The following is a 20,443-nucleotide window of genomic DNA, read 5'->3' on the forward strand; positions in this document are numbered from 1 at the left end:
GGGCGGCAGGTGCTCCGTAAGATCAGATCCACCTACCGCCGTTGCGACGCAGCGTAATCGTAGGCGCCGATCGGACGGCAGTAAAGATTTCAACTAGAGATAGCCCATTAGACGGAGTCGGCTTAATACAACCGAGACTCTGCGTCGCGAAAAGGGCCGTGGCGATCGCAGCATGTGCGCGGCACCTAGCGTACCGCGACCAAGGCGACCGCGGTCGCTACGACGAGTGCTGCCGTTGTGACAGCAAGGATCGGGTTAAGGGGTTTCGGGGTTTCGGGCCCGCGCAGTGCTCGTTCACGGAACGAACCGATGGCGACCAAGGTGATCACCATGGCGCCCGCGAACGCGACCGGGACGACCGCCGTCCCCCAGCCTCGCCGGGCGGCGGCGTGCAGGAGCAGAAGTGTGCAGGCGGTAGCCGCGAGCGTCGTCCGGCGCCAGGCCAGCCCGGTCCGTTCCGCTTGCGCTCCGTGATCGGCCGAACTCACGAGAAGACGACCAAGGCCGCGGCCGTCAGGGTGATCGCGAGGATCCCGGCGGTCAGCAGGATCGGCATCCCGCTCTTCGGCAGCGGCCGCCCCGCGCGCATCGCCGTCTGCACCTGCCGCCAGCGCGGGTACGCGCTCGCCGCGAGCACGGCGGCAAGTACGACGCACAGGCCGGCGAGAACGGTGCTCAGCGCGGTCGGGCCGGGGACCAGCTGATGGACGGCGACGCCGCCGGCGAGCAGGCCCAGCGCCGTCCGGAGCCAGGCGAGGAAGGTCCGTTCGTTGGCGAGGGTGAATCGGTAATCGGGTTCCGAACCGTCGTCGTGCGGTCCGTTGATCTCTGCCACGCCACGAACATTAAGCCTTGCGGCGCGCGAAGACCCACCAGCGAAGAACCGCGAAGCGCGCGATGCCGCCCACGACGCTGGCCGCGAGCAGGGCGCCGGTCTGTTCCAGCGCGGTCGGCTCGGTGATCACCGCGTCGAGGGACGCGAGCACGATCGAGCCGTACACCGCGTAGAAGGCGAACGTCACCAGATCCTGGAAGTGCCGCTTGCCCGCATGACTCTTCCGGGTGGCGAAGGTGACCCGGCGGTGGAACTCGGTGTTCCCGACGGTCGTGACCGCGAGCGCGACCAGATTGGCGGGCTGGGGGCCGAGGGTCGGCTGCAGGACGAGGAACAGCACCGCCTGCAGGCCGGTGGCGGCGACACCGGCGACGAGGTACCACGCGGCATGGTGGCCGAGTTCGTGGTGCCGTTCCGGCGCGCGCCGGATGATCCGGTGCCCTGGCGCCCACCTGGTGGTGGTCATACCGACGACGCTACCCCGTTTCACAAACTTGTGAAGCTAATGAACTGGATGGGAAAGTGTGATCCCGGCGACAGCGTCGCCGTTTGGCCTGCGAAGACGCCGGGTACGCCACGGGAACCGGGTCGAGTACAGCACGCCCCGGACAACGCCCGACGAGGAGGGAGCGGCCGATGAGCGACCGTGAGACGGCAGAGCCGGAAACGTTGAGTCCCAGCGAGGCGCTCGACGAGGACGAACTCCGCGTCGACCCGCTCGAAGAAGGTGTCGAACCACCGGAGCACTGGAGCGGGGCCGACCGGTTCGGGACCACGCCCGCGGAGATCCGCGAGGGGGAGTCGCACGCCATGAGGCTGGCCGAAGAGGAGCCGGACGTCGGCGAAAAATGATCTTCACTCAGACGGCAGGCCATGGCGGGACCCCCTAGCGTGGTCGGTCAAGTGCAAGACCGCGACGAAGGAAGGGCAGAGATGCTGACAGTCACCGAAGCCGCCGCCGAGGCGATCACCGCACTGACCGGGCAGGAAAACGGGCAAGACGGAGGCGGACTGCGGTTCGCGATGCATTCCCAGCAGGGGGACAGTCCCCAGCTCGCGGTTTCCGTCACGCCCGAGCCGGAAAGCGGCGACAAGGTACTCGGCGCAGACGGCGGCCCGAAGGTGTTCTTGGAGCCCGAAGCGGCCGCGTTGCTCGACGACAAGGTGCTCGACGTCCAGCAGGACGAGACCGGTGAAGTCGCCTTCGCCGTACTCCCGCAGGCTCAGCCCCAGCCTGGCAGCTGAGCCCGGCGGGTTCAGGCTTTAAGTCCGGGCCCAGGCACGGACCAGCTCGCCGGCCCGCTCGCGCAAGAGCTTCGCCGCGTGCTCACGCGCGTGGTCGAGCGAAGGCGCGTGGTCGATCAGGGCGGCGCTGCCCACGACCCCGAGGCCGGCGAGCTGGCTCTCGTCCAGCTGGATCCGCCCGGCCAGCACCATCAGGGGCACCGAGTGTTCCTGTGCGCGGGCCGCGATACCCGCCGGAGCCTTGCCGTCGAGACTCTGCTCGTCCAGTGAGCCCTCACCGGTGATGACGAGGTCGGCGCGTTCGATGGCGCTCGCGACCCCGGTGAGCCCGGCGATGAGCTGGAAGCCGGATTCGACTCGCGCGCCGAGTCCCGCGATCGCGCCGGCGGCGACCCCGCCGCCCGCCCCGGCTCCGGGAAGGTCGGAGACGTCGGGGGTCCCGGCGTTCCGCAACGCCTGTGCCCAGCGGGACAAGGACTCGTCCAGCTGCTCGACCTCGCGCGGGCCCGCTCCCTTCTGCGGGCCGAAGATCGCGGCCGCGCCACGGGATCCGAGCAGCGGGTTCGTCACGTCGGTGGCGACGGCGACCTCGACGGAGCCGAGCCTTTCGCGCACCGGGCCGAGTTCGGCCGAAGCGACCCGGCCCAGCGTGCCGCCGCCGAGTCCGACGGGTGCGCCGAACGCGTCGAACACCCCGGCGCCCAGCGCCGCCAGCATCCCGGCGCCGCCGTCGGTGCTCGCGGTCCCGCCGACGGTCAGCACCAGCCGCCGCGCGCCGTTGTCGAGCGCGTGCGCGAGGAGTTCGCCGACGCCCCAGGTGTGCGCGGCGAGCGCCACCTCCGGGCTCGGCTCGACGAACTCGATCCCGCACGCGCGGGCCGACTCGATGTAGGCCGTTCCGTCCAGCATCACGTAGCGCGCGTCGACGGTGTCTTCGAGCGGCCCGCGGACCGGAAGTTCCACGAGGTGCCCGCCCGCCGCGACGAGGACGTCGAGCGTTCCTTCGCCGCCGTCGGCGACCGGGCAGGAGGAGACTTCGGCGTCGGGCAGCGCGTCGCGGACGCCGTGGGCGATCGCTTCCGCGGCCTCGACCGCGGTCAGGCTTCCCTTGAACTTGTCGGGCGCGATGACCACACGAGTCATGGACGAACCTCCGTCAGCGGGTTTCCGCCGGTGATCACCGACGCGACGTTCTCGGCCGCGAGCACGGCCATGGCAGTACGGGTCTCGACCGTCGCCGAGCCGAGATGCGGCGTCAAGACGACGTTTTCGCGATCGAGCAGGCGCGGCTCGACCTCGGGTTCGGCCTCGAACACGTCGAGGCCCGCTCCGGCGATCTCCCCGGCTTCGAGCGCGTCCGCCAGCGCCGCCTCGTGGACGACGGGACCGCGCGTGGTGTTGATCAGATACGCGCCGGGTTTCATCGACCTCAGCGCGTCCGCGTCGATGAGATGCCGGGTCTCCGGCGTCAGGGGGCAGTGCAGCGAAAGGACGTCGGAGCTTTCCAGTAGTTCTTCGAAGGGCACATATTTCGCGCCCAGGGTCTTCTCGACGTCTTCGGCGGCCCGTGACCGTCCTGAGTAGACGATCCGCATGCCGAAACCGAGCGCCCGCCGCGCGACCGCCTGGCCGATCTGGCCGAGTCCGACGATCCCGAGCGTCTTGTCCTGCAGCGAGGCCCCGAGCAGGAAGCCCAGGTGGAACGACCACGGGGTGCCCGAGCGGAGCAGCCGTTCGCCCTCGCCGAGCCGTCGCGTGACCGCGAGGATCAGCCCGAAGGCCAGATCCGCTGTCGCGTCGGTGAGCACGCCGGGGGTGTTGGTGACGGTGATCCCGCGGCCGGTCAGCGCCGCGACGTCGACGTTGTCGTAGCCGACGGCCACGTTCGCCACGACCTTCAGGTCCGGGCCCGCCGCGTCGGCGACCGCGCCGTCGATCCGGTCGTGCAGCATGCCGACGATCGCGGACGCGCCCTGGACGAACTCGCGCAGCTCGTCCGGCGTCAGCGGCCTGTCGGCGCGCGACAGTTTCACCTCCCCGGCTTCGGCGAGCACTTTCAGCGCTTCGTCGGGGATCCACCGGGTCACCGCGATCGTCGAGGTCACTCCCTCAGCCTAGTGTGCGGCGGTTGGTATCCCAAACATGAGAGATCCCCGCTGTGAGGGAGTCGCTTCCCCTGCGCGGGGGAGTCGTCACGGCCGGGCGCCGCGGGATGGTCGGAGTGCGGAAAGGTTCCGCGACAGGGGAATTCCAGGGGGTGGGAAATGAACCGATCACGAGAACTCGCTCGTAGCGGCCGGTCCGGCGTCGGGAGCGGAGGAAGGCAAGGGGAGGCCGACCGAACCGAGCCTGGTCGTCGGCGGCCCGTCGCCGTGGTCACCGGCATCGTCGAGGACACGAACGTCCCGGATCTCAAGGACCGCAGGGTCGGGATGTCGGTGTACGACAACGCAAGCGTGACAGGGTCGGCTATAGCTGGGGGCCTGATCCGGACCACGAGTTCGTCGTGCCGCCCTGTATGAGCAGCGCGACCTTCGAACGGGTCGAGACCGGGGATTTCAAGGCTGTCGAATGGTTCCCGCCCGGCAGCGGGATCAGCTGAGCCCCTGCGTTCGGATGTCCGTGAAGGCCTCCTTCCCTACCTTGAGGGTAGGCAAGGAGGCCTTCACGACCGTGTGATCGGCGCCTTCTCGTCGTGGGTGCCACAACCGGAGTCCTTGTGCTATGTTCGTCTGAAGAACATGTGTGCGCGATACGAACAGTGCGAACAATCCGGGAGTGGGGATGGCGGAGCTTCTGTCGTTGAAGGAGGCCGTGGCGCGGCTGGTGCGTGACGGGGACGTCGTCGCGCTCGAGGGCTTCACGCACCTCATTCCCGTGGCCGCGGGCCAGGAGATCATCCGTCAGCGCCGCACCGGCCTGACGCTGGTCCGCATGACCCCGGACATCGTCTACGACCAGCTCATCGGCGCGGGCTGCGCGAGCAAGCTGATCTTCTCCTGGGGCGGCAATCCCGGTGTCGGCTCGCTGCACCGCTTCCGCGACGCTGTCCAGCATTCGTGGCCGGTACCCCTGGAAATAGAGGAACACAGTCACGCGGGCATGGCGAATCGGTACGTCGCCGGTGCCTCGGGGCTGCCGTTCGCCGTCCTGCGTGGCTACACCGGCACCGATCTGCCCGCGCAGACGGACACGATCAAACCCATCACCTGCCCGTTCACCGGTGAGCTGCTCGCCGCCGTCCCCGCCCTCAACCCGGACGTGACGATCGTGCACGCCCAGCGCGCCGACAGGTCCGGGAACGTCCAGATCTGGGGGATCACGGGCGTGCAGAAGGAAGCGGTGCTGGCGGCGAAGCGTTCGCTGGTCACCGTCGAGGAGGTCGTGGACGAACTGGAGCCCCGGCCGGGCGCGATCGTGCTGCCCTCGTGGGCGGTCACCGCCGTCGCCGAGGTCCCCGGCGGTGCGAGGCCGTCGTACGCGGCGGGGTACTACGAACGGGACAACGACGCCTACCAGGCATGGGACGCGATCGGCCGGGACAGGGAGAGCTTCACCCGCTGGCTCGACGAGCTGACGGGAGTGAGGGCATGACCGGGTACACCTCCGACGAGATGATGAGCGTCGCCGCCGCCCGCGCGCTCGGCGACGGGATGTCCTGTTTCGTGGGCATCGGCCTGCCCAGCACGGCCGCCAACCTGGCCCGCCGCGGGCACGCGCCGAACCTCACGCTGATCTACGAATCCGGCTGCCTCGGCGCCAAACCGACCAGGCTCCCGCTGTCGATCGGCGACGGCGAACTCGCCGACACCGCGGACGCCGTGGTCAGCGTCCCGGAGGTCTTCAACTACTGGCTCCAGCCGGGCCGGATCGACGTCGGTTTCCTCGGCGCCGCCCAGTTGGACAAGTTCGGCAACATCAACACCACCGTCATCGGACTGGATTACGCCAACCCCAAGGTGCGCCTGCCCGGAGCGGGCGGCGCGCCGGAGATCGCCGCGTCCTGCCGCGAGGTGTTCGTGGTGCTGCGGCAGAGCACCCGCACGTTCGTCGAGAAAGTCGACTTCGTGACATCGTTCGGTCATGGCACCGGAAAGGGCGACCGCGAGCGGCTCGGCCTCCCCGGCGCCGGGCCGACGCTGGTGGTCACCGACCTCGGCCTGATGCGCCCCGACCCCGAGACCGCCGAGCTCACGCTCACCGAACTGCACCCCGGGGTCGACGTCGATCAGGTCGTCGAGGCGACCGGGTGGAAACTGAAGGTGGCAGGCGACCTGGGAACCACCCCGGCGCCGACCGAGGCAGAACTCCGCATCCTCCGAGACCTCAAAAGGGCGAGCGCATGACCGACGTCTTCCTGTTCGACGCCATCCGGACCCCGTTCGGCAAGTACGGCGGCGCCCTGTCCGGGGTCCGCCCGGACGACCTCGCCGCGACCGTGCTGCGGGCACTGGCCGAGCGCAACGACCTCGACCCGGCCACCGTGGACGAGGTCGTGCTCGGCGACGCCAACGGCGCGGGCGAGGACAACCGCAACGTCGCGCGGATGGCGGCGCTGCTGGCGGGCTGGCCGACGACCGTGCCCGGTGCCACGGTCAACCGGCTGTGCGGGTCCGGTCTCGACGCGGTCATGCAGGCGAGCCGGTCGGTCCAGGTCGGCGACGCCTCGCTCGCCGTCGCGGGCGGGGTCGAGTCGATGAGCCGCTCGCCGCTGGTCATGCAGAAGCCGGAGAAGGCCTTCCCCGCCGGCAACCAGACGCTGTACTCCACCGCGCTCGGCTGGCGCATGGTCAATCCGGAGATGCCCGAGCAGTGGACGGTCTCGCTCGGCGAGTCCACCGAACTGCTCGCCGAGCGCTACGGCATCGGCCGCGACGAGCAGGACGCGTTCGCCGTGCGCAGCCACGTCAACGCCGCCCGCGCCTGGGACGAGGGGTTCTACGACGACCACGTCGTCCCCGTCGAAGGCGTCGAACTCACTCGTGACGAAGGCATCCGCCCGGGCTCCAGCACGGAGAAGCTCGCGAAGCTCAAGCCCGTCTTCCGTCCACAAGGGACGGTCACGGCCGCGAACGCGTCGCCGCTGAACGACGGCGCTTCCGCGCTGCTGCTCGGTGACGAGGCCGCGGGGAAGCGGCTCGGCAAGGCGCCGCTGGCCCGGATCGCCGGCCGCGGCGCGGCGGGTGTCGACCCCGACGTCTTCGGCATCGGCCCGGTCCGCGCGGCCGAGATCGCCCTGGAACGGGCCGGGATCGGCTGGGAAGACCTGGCTGCGGTGGAACTGAACGAGGCGTTCGCCGCGCAGTCGCTGGCCTGCCTGCGTGACTGGTCGAAGCTCGACCCGGAGATCGTCAACGTGAACGGCGGCGCGATCGCGATCGGGCATCCGCTGGGCGCCTCCGGCGGCCGGATCCTCGGCACGCTGGCCCATCACCTGCGCCGCACCGGCGGCCGGTGGGGACTGGCCGCGATCTGCATCGGCGTCGGCCAGGGGCTGGCCGTCGTCCTCGAAGCCCAGTGACCCACTGACCCGCGCTGGAGGGAACACCATGTCCGCACCCGCAGAATCGATGCTCCCGCGCTACCGGCGCGATCCGGAAGGGACGCATCCGCCGCTCGACCACGCCGGCTACCGGTCGACGGCGCTGCGGCACCCCCAGGAGCCGCTGATCGTGCTCCCGCACCTGCTGACCGAGGTCACCGGTCCCGCGCTCGGGCCGGGGCGGATCGGCGAGTTCGACAACGACCTCACCCAGGGGCATCCGGGAGAGCCGCAAGGGCAGCGGATCATCGTCACCGGACGGCTGCTCGACGGTGACGGGCGGCCGATCCGGGATTCGCTCGTGGAGGTCTGGCAGGCGAACGCGGGCGGCCGCTACCGGCACACCTTGGACCGCTGGCCGTCGCCGATCGACCCCAACTTCGACGGCGCGGGCCGGACGCTGACGGACGGCGAAGGGCGCTACACCTTCACCACCATCAAACCGGGCGCGTACCCGTGGAAGAACCACGACAACGCCTGGCGGCCGGCGCACATCCACTTCTCCGTCTTCGGCAGCGCGTTCACCCAGCGGCTGGTCACCCAGATGTACTTCCCGGAAGACCCGCTGTTCTCGCAGGACCCGATCTTCAACTCCATCCCGGACGAGAAGGCACGGCAGCGGATGATCGCGCGGTTCGACCTGGACCGCACCGAAGCCGAGTGGGCGCTGGCCTTCCAGTTCGACATCGTCGTGCGCGGCCGCGAGGCGTCGGTCTTCGAAGACGAGGAGGACGAGCACTGATGCCGGAGACGACGCCTTCCCAGACCGTCGGCCCGTACCTGTCCATCGGCCTGCCCTGGCCGGACGGACCGGACGTCGTCCCCGCGGACGAACCGGCCGCGATCCGCATCCACGGCCGGGTGTTCGACGGCGCGGGCGAACCGGTCCCGGACGCGATGATCGAGACCTGGCAGGCCGACGCCGACGGCCGGTTCGACCACCCCGACGACCCGCGCGGAGCGGTCGCGAGCGGGTTCCGGGGCTTCGGGCGCTGTCCGACCGATCCTGGTGGCAACTACCGGATCCGGACGATCATGCCCGGCTCGCTCCCCGGTCCGGCGGGCAGCACACAGGCGCCGCACATCGACGTCTCGGTGCTGGCCCGCGGCCTCCTGCACCGCGTCGTCACCCGGATCTACTTCGAGGACAACGACAATTCCCGGGACCCGGTGCTGGCTTCGGTCCCGGAGGCCCGCCGGGGCACCTTGATCGCCACCAAGACGGACGAGGGCTACCGGTTCGACGTCCGGCTGCAGGGCGAGGGGGAGACGGTGTTCTTCGATGTCTGAGCTGGTGCACAGCGTCGTGGAAGGGCCCGCGGACGGCCCTGTCGTGGTGTTCAGCGGATCGCTCGGCAGTGATCACCGCATGTGGGACCCGCAGGTGAAACCCTTGGTGGAAAAGGGTTTCCGGGTGATCCGCTACGACTCCCGCGGGCACGGCGCGTCCCCGGTGCCGCCCGGGCCGTACACGCTCGAAGACCTCGGCGGTGATCTGGTCGCGCTGCTCGACGAGCACGGTGCCGAACGTGCGCACGTCGTCGGGCTCTCGCTCGGCGGGATGACCGGGATGTGGCTCGGCGTGCACGCGCCGGACCGGATCGAAAGCCTCGTGCTCTGCTGCACGTCCGCGAAACTCGGGCCGCCGAGCATGTGGGCGGACAGGGCGAAGACGGTCAGGAAGAACGGAACCGCCTCGGTCGCCGAGGCCGGGGTCGGCCGCTGGCTCACTCCTGGCCACGTCGCCGCGCATCCCGGGCAAGCCGCCTTCCTGCGCGAGATGATCGCCGCCGTCCCCGCCGAGGGATACGCGGCGTCCTGCCAGGCCGTCGAACGGATGGACCTCGTCGGTGACCTGCCCAAGATCGCGGCGCGGACCCTGGTCATCGCCGGGGCCGAGGATCCGGCGACCCCGGTCGAGCACGCCGAGGTGATCGCCGGCGGCATCCCGGACGCGCGGCTCGCGGTCGTCGAAGGCGCCGCGCACCTGGGGAGTTTCGAACAGCCGGAGCGGTTCACCGCGCTCATTCTCGAACATCTGGAGGCGGCTCGATGAGCGATGACCTTTACGAGACCGGCATGAGGGTGCGCCGCGAAGTCCTCGGGGACGCGCACGTCGATCGGGCGGTGGCCCGTACCACCGAGTTCAGCCGACCGTTCCAGGACTACATCACCCGGGGCGCCTGGGGCTCGGTCTGGTCGCGCGACGGGCTCGACCGCAAGACCCGCAGCTGCGTCACGCTGGCCACACTCACCGCGCTGCACGCCCACGACGAACTCGCGATGCACGTCCGGGCGGCGGTCCACAATGGACTCACCGCGGAGGAGATCTCCGAGGTGCTGTTGCACACCGCCGTCTATACGGGCGCCCCGGCAGCCAACGCGGCGTTCGCCGTGGCACAGCGGGTACTGGCCGAACTCGGTGAGCCTGCCGCAAGGGAAGAAGGCGCCGGTTAGGGTTCTCGTATGGACGAAGGCGAGGTGACCGAGCGCGGAGCGCACCATGTCCAGTCGCTGGAACGCGGACTGGCCGTGATCAAGGCGTTCAACGCGGAGGCGGCGGAACTCACGCTGAGCGACGTCGCCCGCTCCACCGGGCTGACCAGGGCGGCCGCCCGCCGGTTCCTGCTCACCCTCGTCGACCTGGGGTACGTGCGCACGGACGGCAAGTACTTCTCGCTCACCGCGCGGGTCCTCGAACTCGGCTACTCCTACCTTTCGAGCCTGTCGCTGCCGGAGGTCGCCCAGCCGCATCTCGAACGGCTGTCCGCCAAGGTGCACGAGTCGAGTTCGGTCTCCGTGCTCGAAGGCCTGGACATCGTCTACGTCGCGCGCGTGGCCGTTTCGCGGATCATGACCGTCAGCATCAACGTCGGCACCCGCTTCCCGGCCCACGCGACGTCGATGGGGCACGTTCTGCTGGCCGGCCTCGAAGGCGAAGACCTGCACGGCTACTTCGACGCGGCCAAGCTCGAGAAACTGACCGCGCACACGCTGACCAGGCAGAAGGACCTGATCGCCGAGCTGGAGCGGGTCTACCGGCAGGGATACGCGGTGGTCGACCAAGAACTCGAAGAGGGTCTCCGTTCGATCGCCGCGCCGATCCGGGACAGGCGGGGCAGGGTCGTGGCCGCGGTCAACCTCTCCACCCACGCGAGCCGTACGACACCCGAGTCCGTCGAGCACGAACTGCTGCCGTCGCTGCTCGAAGCGGCACGCGCCATCGAGACCGATCTGGCTTCGGCGCCGCCGACCAAGGCGGGACAGACGAAGGCAGGGCATGGCTGAGACCGCCGGATTGCTGCTCGCGGCCGGGGCCGGGCGCCGGTTCGGCGGGCCGAAGGCGCTGGCGGTCCTCGACGGTGAGCCGTTCGTCGTCCGGGCGCTGCGGGTGCTCGCCGACGCGGGCTGCACACCGGTCCGGGTGGTGCTGGGTGCTTCGGCCGACGAAGTCCGCGCGCTCCTGCCCGCCGCCGAGGCCGCCGTCGTGGCCGAAGACTGGGAGTCCGGCATGGGCGCGTCGCTGCGCGCGGGTCTGAGGGCCTTGGAAGCGACAGGCGCCGAAGCCGCTGTCGTGCATCTCGTGGACCTGCCCGGCGTCGGCGCCGAAGTGGTGCGCAGGGTCGCGACTGGGGCAGACGGGAACACCGTCGCGCGAGCCGCTTACGACGGTGTCCCCGGTCATCCCGTCGTGCTCGGCCGCCGCTGGTGGCCGGAGATCGCGGCGGGCGCGTCCGGGGACAAGGGCGCGCGGGACTGGCTCAAGGACCGCCCCGATCTGCGGCTCGTCGAATGCGGCGACCTCGGCACCGGACACGACGTGGACCGCCGCGAGGATCTTCCAGACTGATCTCCGGCCCCCCGAGGCCTACGATCGGGACGTGACCGTCGAATCGCCGGAGAAACTGGCCGAAGCCCTCGAATCGGTCGGCTACCTCGCCGACGACGGCATCGCCACGGCCGGATTCCTCGCCTTGCGGCTCGGCCGCCCGCTGTTCTGCGAAGGCGAACCGGGTACCGGCAAGACCTCGCTCGCCTTGGGCCTGGCCGAAGCGCTGGGCCTGCCGCTCATCCGCCTCCAGTGTCACGAGGGGATCGACGCGGCGCAGGCACTGTACGAATGGGACTTCCCCCGGCAGCTACTGCATCTGCGGGCGCTGGAAGCCGCCGGTGACGGCGGCCTCGACGTCGGGGCCGCCGAACAATCCCTCTACACCGAACGTTTCCTGCTCTCCCGGCCGCTGCTGAAGGCGTTGCAGACCGCGCCGTGCGTACTGCTGGTCGACGAGATCGACCGGGCCGACGACGAGTTCGAAGCCTTCCTGCTGCAACTCCTCGACGAGAACGCGGTGACGATCCCCGAGTTCGGCGAGGTGCGCGCCGAGCATCCGCCGCTCGTGGTGCTCACCTCCAACCGGACGCGGGAGGTGCACGACGCGCTGAAGCGCCGCTGCCTCTATCACTGGCTCGAACACCCGGACCTCGGCCGCGAGATCGAGATCCTGCGCCGCAAGATCCCGGACCTGGGCGAAGGGCTCGCGTCACAGGTCGCGACGGCCGTGCACCGGCTCCGCGAGATGGAGCTGCTGAAGCCGCCAGGGGTGGCGGAATCCCTGGACTGGGCTCAGGCGCTCCTCGCGCTGGGAATGTCCGAATTGGACGCCGCGGCCGGCGCGCGGACCCTCGGCTCGGTGCTCAAGTACAGCGAAGACCTCGACAGGGTCCGCGCCAAATTGGACAAACTGCTCGCCTGAACGTCAGCGGCGTCGCAGCGACGCGTCGAGCAGCGCGGGCGGGGTGTCGTTCTTCTCCTCCGGCGCGAGATCGGTGCCCGGGGCGACGATCTCGTCGATCGCGTCGAGGACGTCCGCCGAGAGCACCGTGTCCGCGGCGGCGAGCTGCGACTCCAGATGCGCCAGCGTGCGCGGCCCGATGATCGCGCTCGTCACGCCCGGATGCGCGACGACGAAGCCCAGCGCGAGCTGGATCAGGCTCAATCCCGCCTGGTCGGCGACCTTGACCAGCCGCTCGACGGCTTCGAGCCGGGCCTGGTTGACGGGCCTGGTCAGGTCGAAACGCTGCGGCAGGACGGCCGAACGATTCGTCTTGATCTCCCGGCCTTCCCGGACCGCGCCGGACAGCCAGCCCGAAGCGAGCGGGCTCCACGCGAGCACGCCCATCCCGTACTCCTCGGTCACGGGCAGCACCTGCGTTTCGATGCCGCGTTGAAGGATCGAATAGCCGGGCTGCTCGGTGACGTACCGGCTCAGGTGGTGTTCGCGGGCGGCCCACTGGGCCTGCACGATCCGGTACGCGGGGAAGGTCGACGAACCGAAGTAGCGGATCTTTCCCGCGCGCTGCAGATCGGTCAGGGCGGAAAGCGTTTCCTCGTCGCCGGTCTTCGGGTCCCAGCGGTGGACCTGGTAGAGATCGACGTGGTCGACGCCGAGCCGGCGCAGGCTGTTGTCCAGTTCGGTGACCAGCCATCGGCGTGAAGCGCCCTGGTGGTTGCGCTCGTCGCCCATCGGCAAGACGGCCTTCGTGGCCAGCACGAGGTCTTCGCGGCGGCCGGCGATGGCCTTGCCGACCATCTTCTCCGACTCGCCGTCGCTGTACCTGTCGGCGGTGTCGATGACGTTGATCCCGCCCTCGAGCGCGGCGTCGACGATGGCGGTGGCCTCGTCCTGGGTGGTGCGCCCGATCGCGCCGAAGTTCATCGCGCCGAGCGCGAGGGTGCTGACCTGCACACCGGTCCTGCCCAAGGTGCGGTACTGCATGACGGTGTCCTCCATGGCAAGATGAGCAAGCGGAACGTTGCTCCGCTAACGATACGGAGCAATGTTCCGCTTGGCAACCGCGCAGGTGGAGGAGTGGCGTGATGAGTGAAGAGGGCACCAAAGGCAAACGCGCGGACGCCCGGCGCAACGAGAAGACCCTGCTCGACGCGGCCGCCGCCGTCTTCGTCACCTCGGGCGTCGAAGCGCCGGTCCGCGACATCGCGGCCAAGGCGGGCGTCGGGATGGGCACGATCTACCGGCACTTCCCGACCAGGGCCGACCTCATCATCGCCGTCTACCGGCACCAGGTCGACGCGTGCGCCGCGGCCGGGCCGGAACTGCTGGCGTCGAACGATTCCCCGTACGAGGCGTTGCGGCGCTGGATCGACCTCTTCGTCGATTTCCTGGTCACCAAACACGGTCTGGCGGCGGTCCTGCGGTCCGACAACGCCGGGTTCGAGACGCTGCACACCTACTTCCTCGACACGCTCCTGCCCGTCTGCGCCCGATTGCTCGACGCCGCGGCCGAGGCCGACGAGATCCGCTCGGACCTGCAGGCGATCGAAGTCATGCGCGGCGTCGGGAACCTCTGCATCGGCGCCGGCAACGATCCCCGCTACGACGCGCGCAAGATGGTCGGAGTCCTCATCGCGGGCCTGAAACCCTAGCCGTTCAGCATCTTCAGGAAGCCGTTCTCCCACAACGCGGGGTCCGCGTCGTAGCCGATGTACTGCGAAGTTCCCTTCGGCGTCACGTAAGTACGTCCTGCCGCGGCGCCGTCCTGTCGCACGTCGACCTTCGCCTGCCGCAGCTTGACCGGGCTCACGGCGTCGAACACCTCGGACGACGCGAGCGCGTCCCACCAGAACGCCGACCCGTCCTGGACATACGGCGCCAGATCGGGCTGAGTGACGATCGCGTGCACCAGTTTCGCTTCCGCGGTCCGCCCTTCCTTGCCCAGACGCTCCACATAGGACGGTGTGATGGGGACGTCGTTCGTGGCGTCGAGTCCGACGATGTCCACCCGGCGGATCCCGGCGAAGACCCTGTCCGCCGAAGCGGGGTCGAGCCACATGTTGACCTCTTGGGTGCCGTCGAACTTCGCCGCGTCGGGGCCGAACACGTTGCCCGGGACGTCGAACGCGCCGCCCATCACCGCGAGCCGTGAGATCCGTTGCGCCACACCGGGAACGTCCATCGCCTTCGCGACATTCGTGAGCGGTCCGGTCGCGATCACGACGATGGGCTTGGCGGACGTGAGCACCGTCGCGGCCAGCAGTGTCGAGGCCCGGACCCGTGACGGACGATCCGGCACGCCCGCGTCGCCGAGTGCGCCGTTGAGGATGCTTTCGGTCCAGGCGCGGCTGTCGGCGGGCATCGGGTTCACCCCGGTGTCGGAACCGTCGGCGACCGGAACGCCGGAGAGGCCGCATTTCCCGAGGGCGGTCCGCACGTGGGTCAGCCCGCGCCCGGGGATTCCGGCGCCGTTGTCGGTGACGGTGACCGCGCGCAGGTCGATGCGGTGCTGTTTGTGCGCCTGGCAGAGGTACGCGAGCGTCGCGATGTCCGCGAAATCGGAGTCGCCATCGAACACGACAGGGACCGGCGAAGAGGCGGAGGTCGCCGAGGCGGCGGGGGCGGCCGCCGCGCCGACGACGCAGGCGAGCAGGACGGCGAGCACGGCACGGGACGAGAACATGGCGTCACCGTAGCGAGAATTCCCGGCAGGACCTAGGTCCTCTTCGGAGCCGAACACCTGGCGACGGCTCGGCGGGCACGCTACAACTCGACTATGGAACGGACACAGTGTTGTGTGGTGGGGGGCGGCCCGGCGGGGATGGTGCTGGGGCTCCTGCTGGCGCGGGCCGGGGTCGAAGTCACCGTTCTCGAAAAGCACGAGGACTTCTTCCGCGATTTCCGTGGCGACACGGTGCATCCCCCGACCCTGATGCTGCTCGACGACCTCGGGCTCGGCGAACGGTTCGCGGAACTGCCGTCGCGAAGGCTGGAGAAGATGCGGATGGTGATCGGCGGCACGACGATCGTCGCCGCCGACTTCAGCCGGATTCCCGGGCCGCACAAGTACATCGCGATGGTCCCGCAGTGGGACTTCCTGAACCTGCTCGCCGAAGCGGCAGCCGAAGAACCGACGTTCACCCTGCGGATGGGAGCGGAGGTGACCGGCCTGCGCGAGGGCGGCGGCGTGCGCTATCGCGATTCCGACGGTGCCGAGCGGGAGCTGGCGGCGTCGCTCGTGGTCGGCTGCGACGGCCGGGATTCGCTGATCCGGGCGGAAGCGGGCCTCGTTTCGACGGACTACGACGTGCCGATGGACGTCTGGTGGGTCCGGGTGCCCAAACGTGAAGACACCGGCAAGGAAGCCCAGGTGTTCGGCTGTTTCGCGAACGGGCTCGCCGGTGTGACCATGGACCGAGGCGACTACTTCCAGACCTCGTACCTGATCCGGAAGGGGCAGGACGCCGAGCGCCGGGCCGAGGGGATCGAGAAGTTCCGGGAGCGGATCGGCGGCCTGTTCGGCTGGACCGACGAGCAGCTGAACGAGATCGGCGGCTGGGACGACGTCAAGCTGCTGAAGGTCCGGATGTCCAAGCTCCCGCACTGGTACTCCGGCAGGGTGCTCTGCATCGGCGACGCCGCGCACGCGATGTCGCCGGTCGGCGGGATGGGCGTCAACATCGCGGTGCAGGACGCCGTGGCGGCCGCGCGGATCCTCGCCGCCCCGCTGCTGCGCGGCACGCTGACCGCGCGGGATCTCGCCCGCGTGCAGCGACGGCGGTCCGTGGCGGTCTCGCTCGCCCGGAAACAGCAACTGGGGGAGCACAAGATGCTTATCGAGCCCGCCCTGGACGGCACGCTGACCGCGCGGACCATCCCGCTTCCGCTCCGGATTTCCGACCGCTTTCCGCAGCTCACCGCCGTCGCGGCATTCCTGGGCGGCGTCGGCCCGCTGCGCGAGAAGACCCCGGTCTTCGCCCGGCGAGGCACATAATGAAGGAGTGAGCGATCCATTGGCCGGGTTCGTCGGCTTCGCGGAGGCATTGCGCGAAGCCGGTTTGCCGTGCGACGCGCACCGGGTCCAGGCGTACCTCGCGGCCGTGGGCGAGGTCGATCTGGCCGATCCCGAGCAGCTGTACTGGGCCGGGCGGCTGACGCTGTGCGGAGACCCCGACGACCTCCCGCGCTACGACGCCGCGTTCGACGCCTGGTTCACCGAAAAGAAGGCCGGACCACGACGGCGAGGGCGGGAGACACCCCCGAAGCGCGCGAAGATCGCCTCGCTCGCGCAAGCGCCGAGCCAGGGCGAGTCCGGCGCGGAGCCCGATCAGCTCCGGGTGGCGGCAAGTGAGGACGAGATCCTGCGACATCGCGACCTCGCCGAACTGAGCGTCGCCGAACGCGCTCACCTGCGGGAACTGCTCGCGAAGCTGCGCCCGGCCCTCCCGCTGCGGTCGTCGCCGCGTCGGCGCGCGGCCCGGCGGGGCACCCTCGATCCGTCGCGCACGCTCCGGGCGATGCTGGCGGGCGGCGGCGAGCCCGTGCGCCTGGCGTACCGGCGCAAAGGCACCAAGCCCCGCCGCCTCGTCCTCCTGATCGACGTCTCCGGCTCGATGGGGCCGTACGCCGACGCCCTGCTGCGGTTCGCGCACGTCGTCGCCCGGCACGCTCCCGGCCGTGTCGAGGTGTTCACCCTGGGCACCCGGCTCACGAGGGTGTCCCGCCAGCTCCGGCTACGCGATCCCGAGCACGCGATGCTCGCCGCGGCCGCCGCGGTCCCCGATTTCGCGGGCGGGACGCGGCTCGGTGAGACCCTGCGGGCCTTCCTCGACCGCTGGGGACAACGCGGCGTGGCCAGGCGATCCGTGGTCACCGTGTTCTCCGACGGCTGGGAACGGGGCGACCCCGGCCTGCTCGGCGAGCAGCTCGCCAGGCTGCGGCGGCTCGCGCACGTCGTATTCTGGGTGAATCCGCACGCGGGGCGGGCGGGTTACGCTCCCGTGCAGTCCGGCATCGTGGCCGCGCTCCCGTACCTCGATCGGCTGCTCGCCGGGCACAGCATGGCCACATTGGAACGACTGCTGGTGGAGATCGCCGATGCGTGACGTACTGGACGAACTGCACCGCCGCTGGGCGGCAGGTGAGACCGTGGGGGTCGGCACGGTGGTGGCGACGTTCTCGTCGGCGCCGCGCAGCCCCGGCGCGGCGATGCTCGTCGCCCCGGACGGCACGGTCACCGGCAGCGTCTCCGGCGGCTGCGTCGAAGGCGCCGTCTACGAACTCGCGCAGCAGGTGGTCGCTGAGCGCGCGCCCGTGCTGCAGCGCTACGGCGTCAGCGACGACGACGCGTTCGCCGTCGGGCTGACCTGCGGCGGGATCATCGACATCTACGTCCAGCACGTCGACCGCGACTCGATGCCGGAGCTCGGCGACGTCGTCGAATCGGTCCACAGTGGACAGCCGGTCGCCGTGGTCACGGTGATCGAGCACGAACGGGAAGGCCTGGTCGGCGAGCATCTGATCGTCTGGCCGGATCGGGTCGCCGGTTCGCTCGGATCGTCCCGGATGGACGACGCCGTCGTCGACGACGCGCGCGGCATGCTCGTCGGCGGCCGCACCGGCACCCTGCACTACGGGCCGGACGGGCAGCGCCGCGGCGAGGGCATGACGGTCTTCGTCAACTCCTTCGAGCCGCCCGCGCGCCTGCTGGTCTTCGGCGCGATCGACTTCGCGGCCGCGATGGCGAAGATGGGCGCGTACCTCGGCTACCAGGTGACGGTCTGCGACGCGCGACCCGTGTTCGCGACGAAGAGCCGCTTCCCCGACGCGCACGAGGTCGTCGTCGACTGGCCGCATCGCTATCTCAGGGCCGAAGCCGACGCGGGCCGAATCGACGGCCGGACCGCGATCGCCGTGCTCACCCACGACCCGAAGTTCGACGTGCCGCTGCTGGAGGTCGCGTTGCGGCTCGACGTCGGCTACGTCGGCGCGATGGGCTCGCGCAAGACCCACGACGACCGGTTCTCGCGGTTGCGCGAGGCCGGGGTCGGCGAGGCGGAATTGGAACGGCTTTCCTCGCCGATCGGCCTCGACCTCGGCGCGCGGACGCCGGAGGAGACAGCGGTGTCGATCGCGGCGGAGATCATCGCGCTGCGGTGGAGCGGTTCGGGGTCGCGGCTCGCGGAACTCACCGGCCGGATCCACGGCTGACACCGGGCACCGGGACGGCCTGGCTGGACTTGACCACCTCGAAGGCGGGCAGGGTCTCGAACCGTTTGACGTGCTCGTCGAACAGTTCCCTGGACAGGTACCGGCTCGTCTTGAGATCCGCGGTGAGCAGGACGACGACGTAGTCCCACTGCCCGACGATGCTGTAGCAGTGCTGGACGCGGGGTTCGGCCAGCATGCGCTCGCGGAACGCCGTGTGGTGCTTCAGGTCGTCGTCGGTCAGCGCGACCAGGATGACCGACGTCATCGCGGCGCTCAGCGCCTCCGGATCGAGCACGGCGACCTGCGCGCGGATCACGCCCTCGGCGCGCAGCCGGGTCAGCCGCCGCTGGACCGCGCTGGGGGAGAGGCCGACGGCGTCCCCCAGGTCGTGCAGCGGGCGGGCCGCGTCAGCCTGGACGAGGCCGAGCAGCAGGTGGTCGATCTCGTCCAGAGGCACGCAAGATTTTTGCACGCGGGCGGGAAAATTTACAATCGCCGTGATCGTCTTCCGCTCTAGCTTGGGCTTCATGACCGACCTGCAGCTGGACCATGTCGCCGAAGCGGCGAAGGTGATCGACCCTCTCTTTCTGAACTCCCCGCAGTACAGCGACGAACAGCTGAACGAACGGCTCGGGCGGCCGGTCCTGGTGAAGGTCGAGACGCTGAATCCGTTGCGCAGCTTCAAAGGCCGTGGGGCGGACTACTTCGCCGCCGGACTGGAGCCGGGCACCACCATGGTGTGCGGGACCAGCGGCAACTTCGGGCAGGCTCTCGCGTTCGCCGCCCGGAAGCGCGGTTTGCGGGCCGAAGTGTTCGTCCCCGCCGACATCTCGCCGGTCAAACTGCGGCGGATGAAGGCGCTGGGGGCGCGGGTGCGCCGGGTCGACGGCGAGGCGAAGGACGCCGCGGCCGCCTTCGCCGCCGAAGCCCCGGACCGCGTCTTCGTGGTCGACGGCCGGGAGCCCGCGATCTCCGAAGGCGCGGGCACGATCGGCCTGGAACTGGCGCGCGAGAGCGGGATCGACACGGTCGTGCTCCCGGTCGGCGACGGCGCGCTGATCGCCGGTGTCGCGCTCTGGCTCAAGGCGCAGGCGCCGGACGTCCGGATCGTCGGCGTCGGGGCCGAGTCCGCGCCGGCGATGGCGAAGAGCTGGCGGGCGGGCGAGCCGATCACCGTCGATCGAGCCAACTCGTTCGCCGCCGGTATCACGATCCGGTCCCCGGAGCCGGAATCCGTGCGGCGGCTGCGGTCGCTGGTCGACGACTTCGTGCTGGTCGGCGACGACGATCTGCGCGCGGCCATGCGGCTGGGCGCGGAAACCCTCGGCGTCCTCCCGGAACCCGCGGGAGCCGCCGGGCTGGCCGCGCTGACCGTGCACGATCTCCCGGGGGATCGGGTCGCCACCGTGATCACGGGCGCGAACGCCGTTTGGTCTCGTGAGTGGTAAGTGCCGCTAGAACGACACTCGCCACTCACGACCCCCTGTACCGAATGCCGCGGCGGGCCAAGCGTGGAAGATTCCGGACAACTCAACGTCCGAAATCTTCCACGCTCGATTCCGGCGCCCGCTGTACCGATACCCGGCGCAGGCCGGGTGCGGGCAGGCCGTCTTCGGGCACGTCGCAAGGCCGCCTGCCGCCAGGATCCGCGAAAGCGGCGTCTCCCAGAGGCCGAACGCCGAGTGGCCTCGTGAGTGGTGAGTGCCGTTAGCACGACACTTGCCACTCACGACCCGCTGTACCGAATGGACACTCGCCTCTTTTCCGCATCTGCGCCCCTTCCCTCTTCCCTTCAACGCATCTGCGGACCCGCGCCTG

Annotated in this window: 25 protein-coding genes; 17 read left to right on the forward strand and 8 right to left on the reverse strand. The window is 70.1% G+C overall.

The window, feature by feature from the left end:
• Nucleotides 1-185 precede the first annotated feature (185 nt).
• From ACFOSH_RS31085 to ACFOSH_RS31095, 3 genes are read right to left on the reverse strand one after another with little or no spacing between them, the layout of a single operon-like run.
• Nucleotides 186-488, reverse strand: a complete 303-nt coding sequence (locus tag ACFOSH_RS31085; protein WP_378242933.1) for a DUF202 domain-containing protein — start codon at nt 486-488, stop codon at nt 186-188.
• Nucleotides 485-835 (reverse strand): YidH family protein, encoded by a 351-nt coding sequence (locus tag ACFOSH_RS31090; protein WP_378242934.1) that lies wholly within the window; start codon nt 833-835, stop codon nt 485-487. The genes ACFOSH_RS31085 and ACFOSH_RS31090 overlap by 4 nt, the downstream gene beginning before the upstream one ends.
• Before the next feature lie 10 nt (nt 836-845).
• Complete coding sequence (locus ACFOSH_RS31095) at nt 846-1,301, reverse strand: GtrA family protein (protein ID WP_378242936.1); 456 nt, start codon at nt 1,299-1,301, stop codon at nt 846-848.
• A 170-nt stretch (nt 1,302-1,471) separates the two neighbouring features.
• On the opposite strand from ACFOSH_RS31095, the gene ACFOSH_RS31100 reads away from it, so the two are divergent.
• Both ACFOSH_RS31100 and ACFOSH_RS31105 read left to right on the forward strand, forming a co-directional pair.
• On the forward strand, nt 1,472-1,687 hold the full coding sequence (locus tag ACFOSH_RS31100; protein ID WP_449224197.1) for a hypothetical protein: 216 nt from the start codon (nt 1,472-1,474) through the stop codon (nt 1,685-1,687).
• Between the two features lie 81 nt (nt 1,688-1,768).
• Nucleotides 1,769-2,080 (forward strand): iron-sulfur cluster biosynthesis protein, encoded by a 312-nt coding sequence (locus tag ACFOSH_RS31105; RefSeq protein WP_378242938.1) that lies wholly within the window; start codon nt 1,769-1,771, stop codon nt 2,078-2,080.
• 18 nt (nt 2,081-2,098) lie between these two features.
• On the opposite strand, the gene ACFOSH_RS31110 is transcribed toward ACFOSH_RS31105, so the two are convergent.
• Together ACFOSH_RS31110 and ACFOSH_RS31115 are read right to left on the reverse strand one after the other, a co-directional pair.
• Nucleotides 2,099-3,223, reverse strand: coding sequence for a glycerate kinase (locus ACFOSH_RS31110; protein ID WP_378242939.1), 1,125 nt, complete (start codon nt 3,221-3,223; stop codon nt 2,099-2,101).
• The gene (locus ACFOSH_RS31115) at nt 3,220-4,185 is read right to left on the reverse strand and encodes a 2-hydroxyacid dehydrogenase (protein ID WP_378242941.1); all 966 of its coding nucleotides are present in this window, start codon (nt 4,183-4,185) and stop codon (nt 3,220-3,222) included. Before ACFOSH_RS31115 ends, ACFOSH_RS31110 begins: the two co-directional genes overlap by 4 nt.
• A 679-nt stretch (nt 4,186-4,864) precedes the next feature.
• Here ACFOSH_RS31115 and ACFOSH_RS31120 point away from each other — a divergent pair.
• The 10 genes from ACFOSH_RS31120 to ACFOSH_RS31165 are packed head-to-tail and all read left to right on the forward strand — an operon-like array spanning nt 4,865 to nt 12,376.
• Nucleotides 4,865-5,674, forward strand: coding sequence for a CoA transferase subunit A (locus tag ACFOSH_RS31120; protein WP_378242943.1), 810 nt, complete (start codon nt 4,865-4,867; stop codon nt 5,672-5,674).
• Nucleotides 5,671-6,426 carry a CoA-transferase subunit beta gene (locus ACFOSH_RS31125; RefSeq protein ID WP_378242945.1) on the forward strand — a complete coding sequence of 252 codons (756 nt, stop codon included), beginning with the start codon at nt 5,671-5,673 and terminating at the stop codon, nt 6,424-6,426. The genes ACFOSH_RS31120 and ACFOSH_RS31125 overlap by 4 nt, the downstream gene beginning before the upstream one ends.
• On the forward strand, nt 6,423-7,601 hold the full coding sequence (locus tag ACFOSH_RS31130; protein ID WP_378242947.1) for a thiolase family protein: 1,179 nt from the start codon (nt 6,423-6,425) through the stop codon (nt 7,599-7,601). Before ACFOSH_RS31125 ends, ACFOSH_RS31130 begins: the two co-directional genes overlap by 4 nt.
• A 28-nt stretch (nt 7,602-7,629) precedes the next feature.
• The gene (gene pcaH / locus ACFOSH_RS31135; protein ID WP_378242949.1) at nt 7,630-8,364 is read left to right on the forward strand and encodes a protocatechuate 3,4-dioxygenase subunit beta; all 735 of its coding nucleotides are present in this window, start codon (nt 7,630-7,632) and stop codon (nt 8,362-8,364) included.
• Nucleotides 8,364-8,912, forward strand: coding sequence for a protocatechuate 3,4-dioxygenase subunit alpha (gene pcaG, locus ACFOSH_RS31140; protein WP_378242951.1), 549 nt, complete (start codon nt 8,364-8,366; stop codon nt 8,910-8,912). The genes pcaH and pcaG overlap by 1 nt, the downstream gene beginning before the upstream one ends.
• Nucleotides 8,905-9,678, forward strand: a complete 774-nt coding sequence (pcaD, locus tag ACFOSH_RS31145) for a 3-oxoadipate enol-lactonase (RefSeq protein WP_378242953.1) — start codon at nt 8,905-8,907, stop codon at nt 9,676-9,678. The genes pcaG and pcaD overlap by 8 nt, the downstream gene beginning before the upstream one ends.
• A complete protein-coding gene (pcaC, locus tag ACFOSH_RS31150) occupies nt 9,675-10,079 on the forward strand; it encodes a 4-carboxymuconolactone decarboxylase (RefSeq protein WP_378242955.1) in 405 nt (134 codons plus the stop codon). The genes pcaD and pcaC overlap by 4 nt, the downstream gene beginning before the upstream one ends.
• A gap of 9 nt (nt 10,080-10,088) precedes the next feature.
• Entirely contained in the window at nt 10,089-10,910 is an 822-nt protein-coding gene (locus ACFOSH_RS31155; RefSeq protein WP_378242957.1) for an IclR family transcriptional regulator domain-containing protein, read from the forward strand.
• A complete protein-coding gene (locus ACFOSH_RS31160; RefSeq protein ID WP_378242959.1) occupies nt 10,903-11,472 on the forward strand; it encodes a nucleotidyltransferase family protein in 570 nt (189 codons plus the stop codon). The genes ACFOSH_RS31155 and ACFOSH_RS31160 overlap by 8 nt, the downstream gene beginning before the upstream one ends.
• A 31-nt stretch (nt 11,473-11,503) precedes the next feature.
• Nucleotides 11,504-12,376 carry an AAA family ATPase gene (locus ACFOSH_RS31165; RefSeq protein WP_378242961.1) on the forward strand — a complete coding sequence of 291 codons (873 nt, stop codon included), beginning with the start codon at nt 11,504-11,506 and terminating at the stop codon, nt 12,374-12,376.
• A 3-nt stretch (nt 12,377-12,379) separates the two neighbouring features.
• On the opposite strand, the gene ACFOSH_RS31170 is transcribed toward ACFOSH_RS31165, so the two are convergent.
• Complete coding sequence (locus ACFOSH_RS31170; RefSeq protein ID WP_378243034.1) at nt 12,380-13,399, reverse strand: aldo/keto reductase; 1,020 nt, start codon at nt 13,397-13,399, stop codon at nt 12,380-12,382.
• Between the two features lie 101 nt (nt 13,400-13,500).
• On the opposite strand from ACFOSH_RS31170, the gene ACFOSH_RS31175 reads away from it, so the two are divergent.
• Nucleotides 13,501-14,067, forward strand: coding sequence for a TetR/AcrR family transcriptional regulator (locus ACFOSH_RS31175; protein ID WP_378242963.1), 567 nt, complete (start codon nt 13,501-13,503; stop codon nt 14,065-14,067).
• On the opposite strand, the gene ACFOSH_RS31180 is transcribed toward ACFOSH_RS31175, so the two are convergent.
• On the reverse strand, nt 14,064-15,098 hold the full coding sequence (locus ACFOSH_RS31180; protein WP_378242965.1) for a nucleoside hydrolase: 1,035 nt from the start codon (nt 15,096-15,098) through the stop codon (nt 14,064-14,066). The genes ACFOSH_RS31175 and ACFOSH_RS31180 overlap by 4 nt on opposite strands.
• A 93-nt stretch (nt 15,099-15,191) precedes the next feature.
• Between ACFOSH_RS31180 and ACFOSH_RS31185 the strand changes: the two genes are divergently transcribed.
• The 3 genes from ACFOSH_RS31185 to ACFOSH_RS31195 are packed head-to-tail and all read left to right on the forward strand — an operon-like array spanning nt 15,192 to nt 18,625.
• Nucleotides 15,192-16,409: an FAD-dependent oxidoreductase gene (locus tag ACFOSH_RS31185; RefSeq protein ID WP_378242967.1), complete on the forward strand. Its 1,218-nt coding sequence runs from the start codon at nt 15,192-15,194 to the stop codon at nt 16,407-16,409.
• A 7-nt stretch (nt 16,410-16,416) separates the two neighbouring features.
• Nucleotides 16,417-17,520: a vWA domain-containing protein gene (locus tag ACFOSH_RS31190; protein ID WP_378242969.1), complete on the forward strand. Its 1,104-nt coding sequence runs from the start codon at nt 16,417-16,419 to the stop codon at nt 17,518-17,520.
• The gene (locus ACFOSH_RS31195; protein ID WP_378242971.1) at nt 17,513-18,625 is read left to right on the forward strand and encodes an XdhC family protein; all 1,113 of its coding nucleotides are present in this window, start codon (nt 17,513-17,515) and stop codon (nt 18,623-18,625) included. Before ACFOSH_RS31190 ends, ACFOSH_RS31195 begins: the two co-directional genes overlap by 8 nt.
• Here ACFOSH_RS31195 and ACFOSH_RS31200 read toward each other — a convergent pair.
• On the reverse strand, nt 18,603-19,082 hold the full coding sequence (locus ACFOSH_RS31200; RefSeq protein ID WP_378242973.1) for an Lrp/AsnC family transcriptional regulator: 480 nt from the start codon (nt 19,080-19,082) through the stop codon (nt 18,603-18,605). The genes ACFOSH_RS31195 and ACFOSH_RS31200 overlap by 23 nt on opposite strands.
• A gap of 70 nt (nt 19,083-19,152) precedes the next feature.
• Here ACFOSH_RS31200 and ACFOSH_RS31205 point away from each other — a divergent pair, with 70 nt between their 5' ends.
• Nucleotides 19,153-20,073 (forward strand): threonine ammonia-lyase, encoded by a 921-nt coding sequence (locus ACFOSH_RS31205; protein WP_378242975.1) that lies wholly within the window; start codon nt 19,153-19,155, stop codon nt 20,071-20,073.
• Nucleotides 20,074-20,443: the final 370 nt, after the last annotated feature.

Source organism: Amycolatopsis speibonae (assembly GCF_042647925.1).
Taxonomy (GTDB): Bacteria; Actinomycetota; Actinomycetes; order Mycobacteriales; family Pseudonocardiaceae; genus Amycolatopsis; species Amycolatopsis speibonae.

Coding starts and splice junctions, on each gene's coding strand:
- ACFOSH_RS31095 (WP_378242936.1), bottom strand. CDS start 1,301: ATGACCACCACCAGGTGGGCGCCAGGGCACCGGATCATCCGGCGCGCG.
- ACFOSH_RS31100 (WP_449224197.1), top strand. CDS start 1,472: ATGAGCGACCGTGAGACGGCAGAGCCGGAAACGTTGAGTCCCAGCGAG.
- ACFOSH_RS31105 (WP_378242938.1), top strand. CDS start 1,769: ATGCTGACAGTCACCGAAGCCGCCGCCGAGGCGATCACCGCACTGACC.
- ACFOSH_RS31110 (WP_378242939.1), bottom strand. CDS start 3,223: ATGACTCGTGTGGTCATCGCGCCCGACAAGTTCAAGGGAAGCCTGACC.
- ACFOSH_RS31120 (WP_378242943.1), top strand. CDS start 4,865: ATGGCGGAGCTTCTGTCGTTGAAGGAGGCCGTGGCGCGGCTGGTGCGT.
- ACFOSH_RS31125 (WP_378242945.1), top strand. CDS start 5,671: ATGACCGGGTACACCTCCGACGAGATGATGAGCGTCGCCGCCGCCCGC.
- ACFOSH_RS31130 (WP_378242947.1), top strand. CDS start 6,423: ATGACCGACGTCTTCCTGTTCGACGCCATCCGGACCCCGTTCGGCAAG.
- pcaH (WP_378242949.1), top strand. CDS start 7,630: ATGTCCGCACCCGCAGAATCGATGCTCCCGCGCTACCGGCGCGATCCG.
- pcaG (WP_378242951.1), top strand. CDS start 8,364: ATGCCGGAGACGACGCCTTCCCAGACCGTCGGCCCGTACCTGTCCATC.
- pcaD (WP_378242953.1), top strand. CDS start 8,905: ATGTCTGAGCTGGTGCACAGCGTCGTGGAAGGGCCCGCGGACGGCCCT.
- pcaC (WP_378242955.1), top strand. CDS start 9,675: ATGAGCGATGACCTTTACGAGACCGGCATGAGGGTGCGCCGCGAAGTC.
- ACFOSH_RS31155 (WP_378242957.1), top strand. CDS start 10,089: ATGGACGAAGGCGAGGTGACCGAGCGCGGAGCGCACCATGTCCAGTCG.
- ACFOSH_RS31160 (WP_378242959.1), top strand. CDS start 10,903: ATGGCTGAGACCGCCGGATTGCTGCTCGCGGCCGGGGCCGGGCGCCGG.
- ACFOSH_RS31170 (WP_378243034.1), bottom strand. CDS start 13,399: ATGCAGTACCGCACCTTGGGCAGGACCGGTGTGCAGGTCAGCACCCTC.
- ACFOSH_RS31175 (WP_378242963.1), top strand. CDS start 13,501: ATGAGTGAAGAGGGCACCAAAGGCAAACGCGCGGACGCCCGGCGCAAC.
- ACFOSH_RS31180 (WP_378242965.1), bottom strand. CDS start 15,098: ATGTTCTCGTCCCGTGCCGTGCTCGCCGTCCTGCTCGCCTGCGTCGTC.
- ACFOSH_RS31185 (WP_378242967.1), top strand. CDS start 15,192: ATGGAACGGACACAGTGTTGTGTGGTGGGGGGCGGCCCGGCGGGGATG.
- ACFOSH_RS31195 (WP_378242971.1), top strand. CDS start 17,513: ATGCGTGACGTACTGGACGAACTGCACCGCCGCTGGGCGGCAGGTGAG.
- ACFOSH_RS31205 (WP_378242975.1), top strand. CDS start 19,153: ATGACCGACCTGCAGCTGGACCATGTCGCCGAAGCGGCGAAGGTGATC.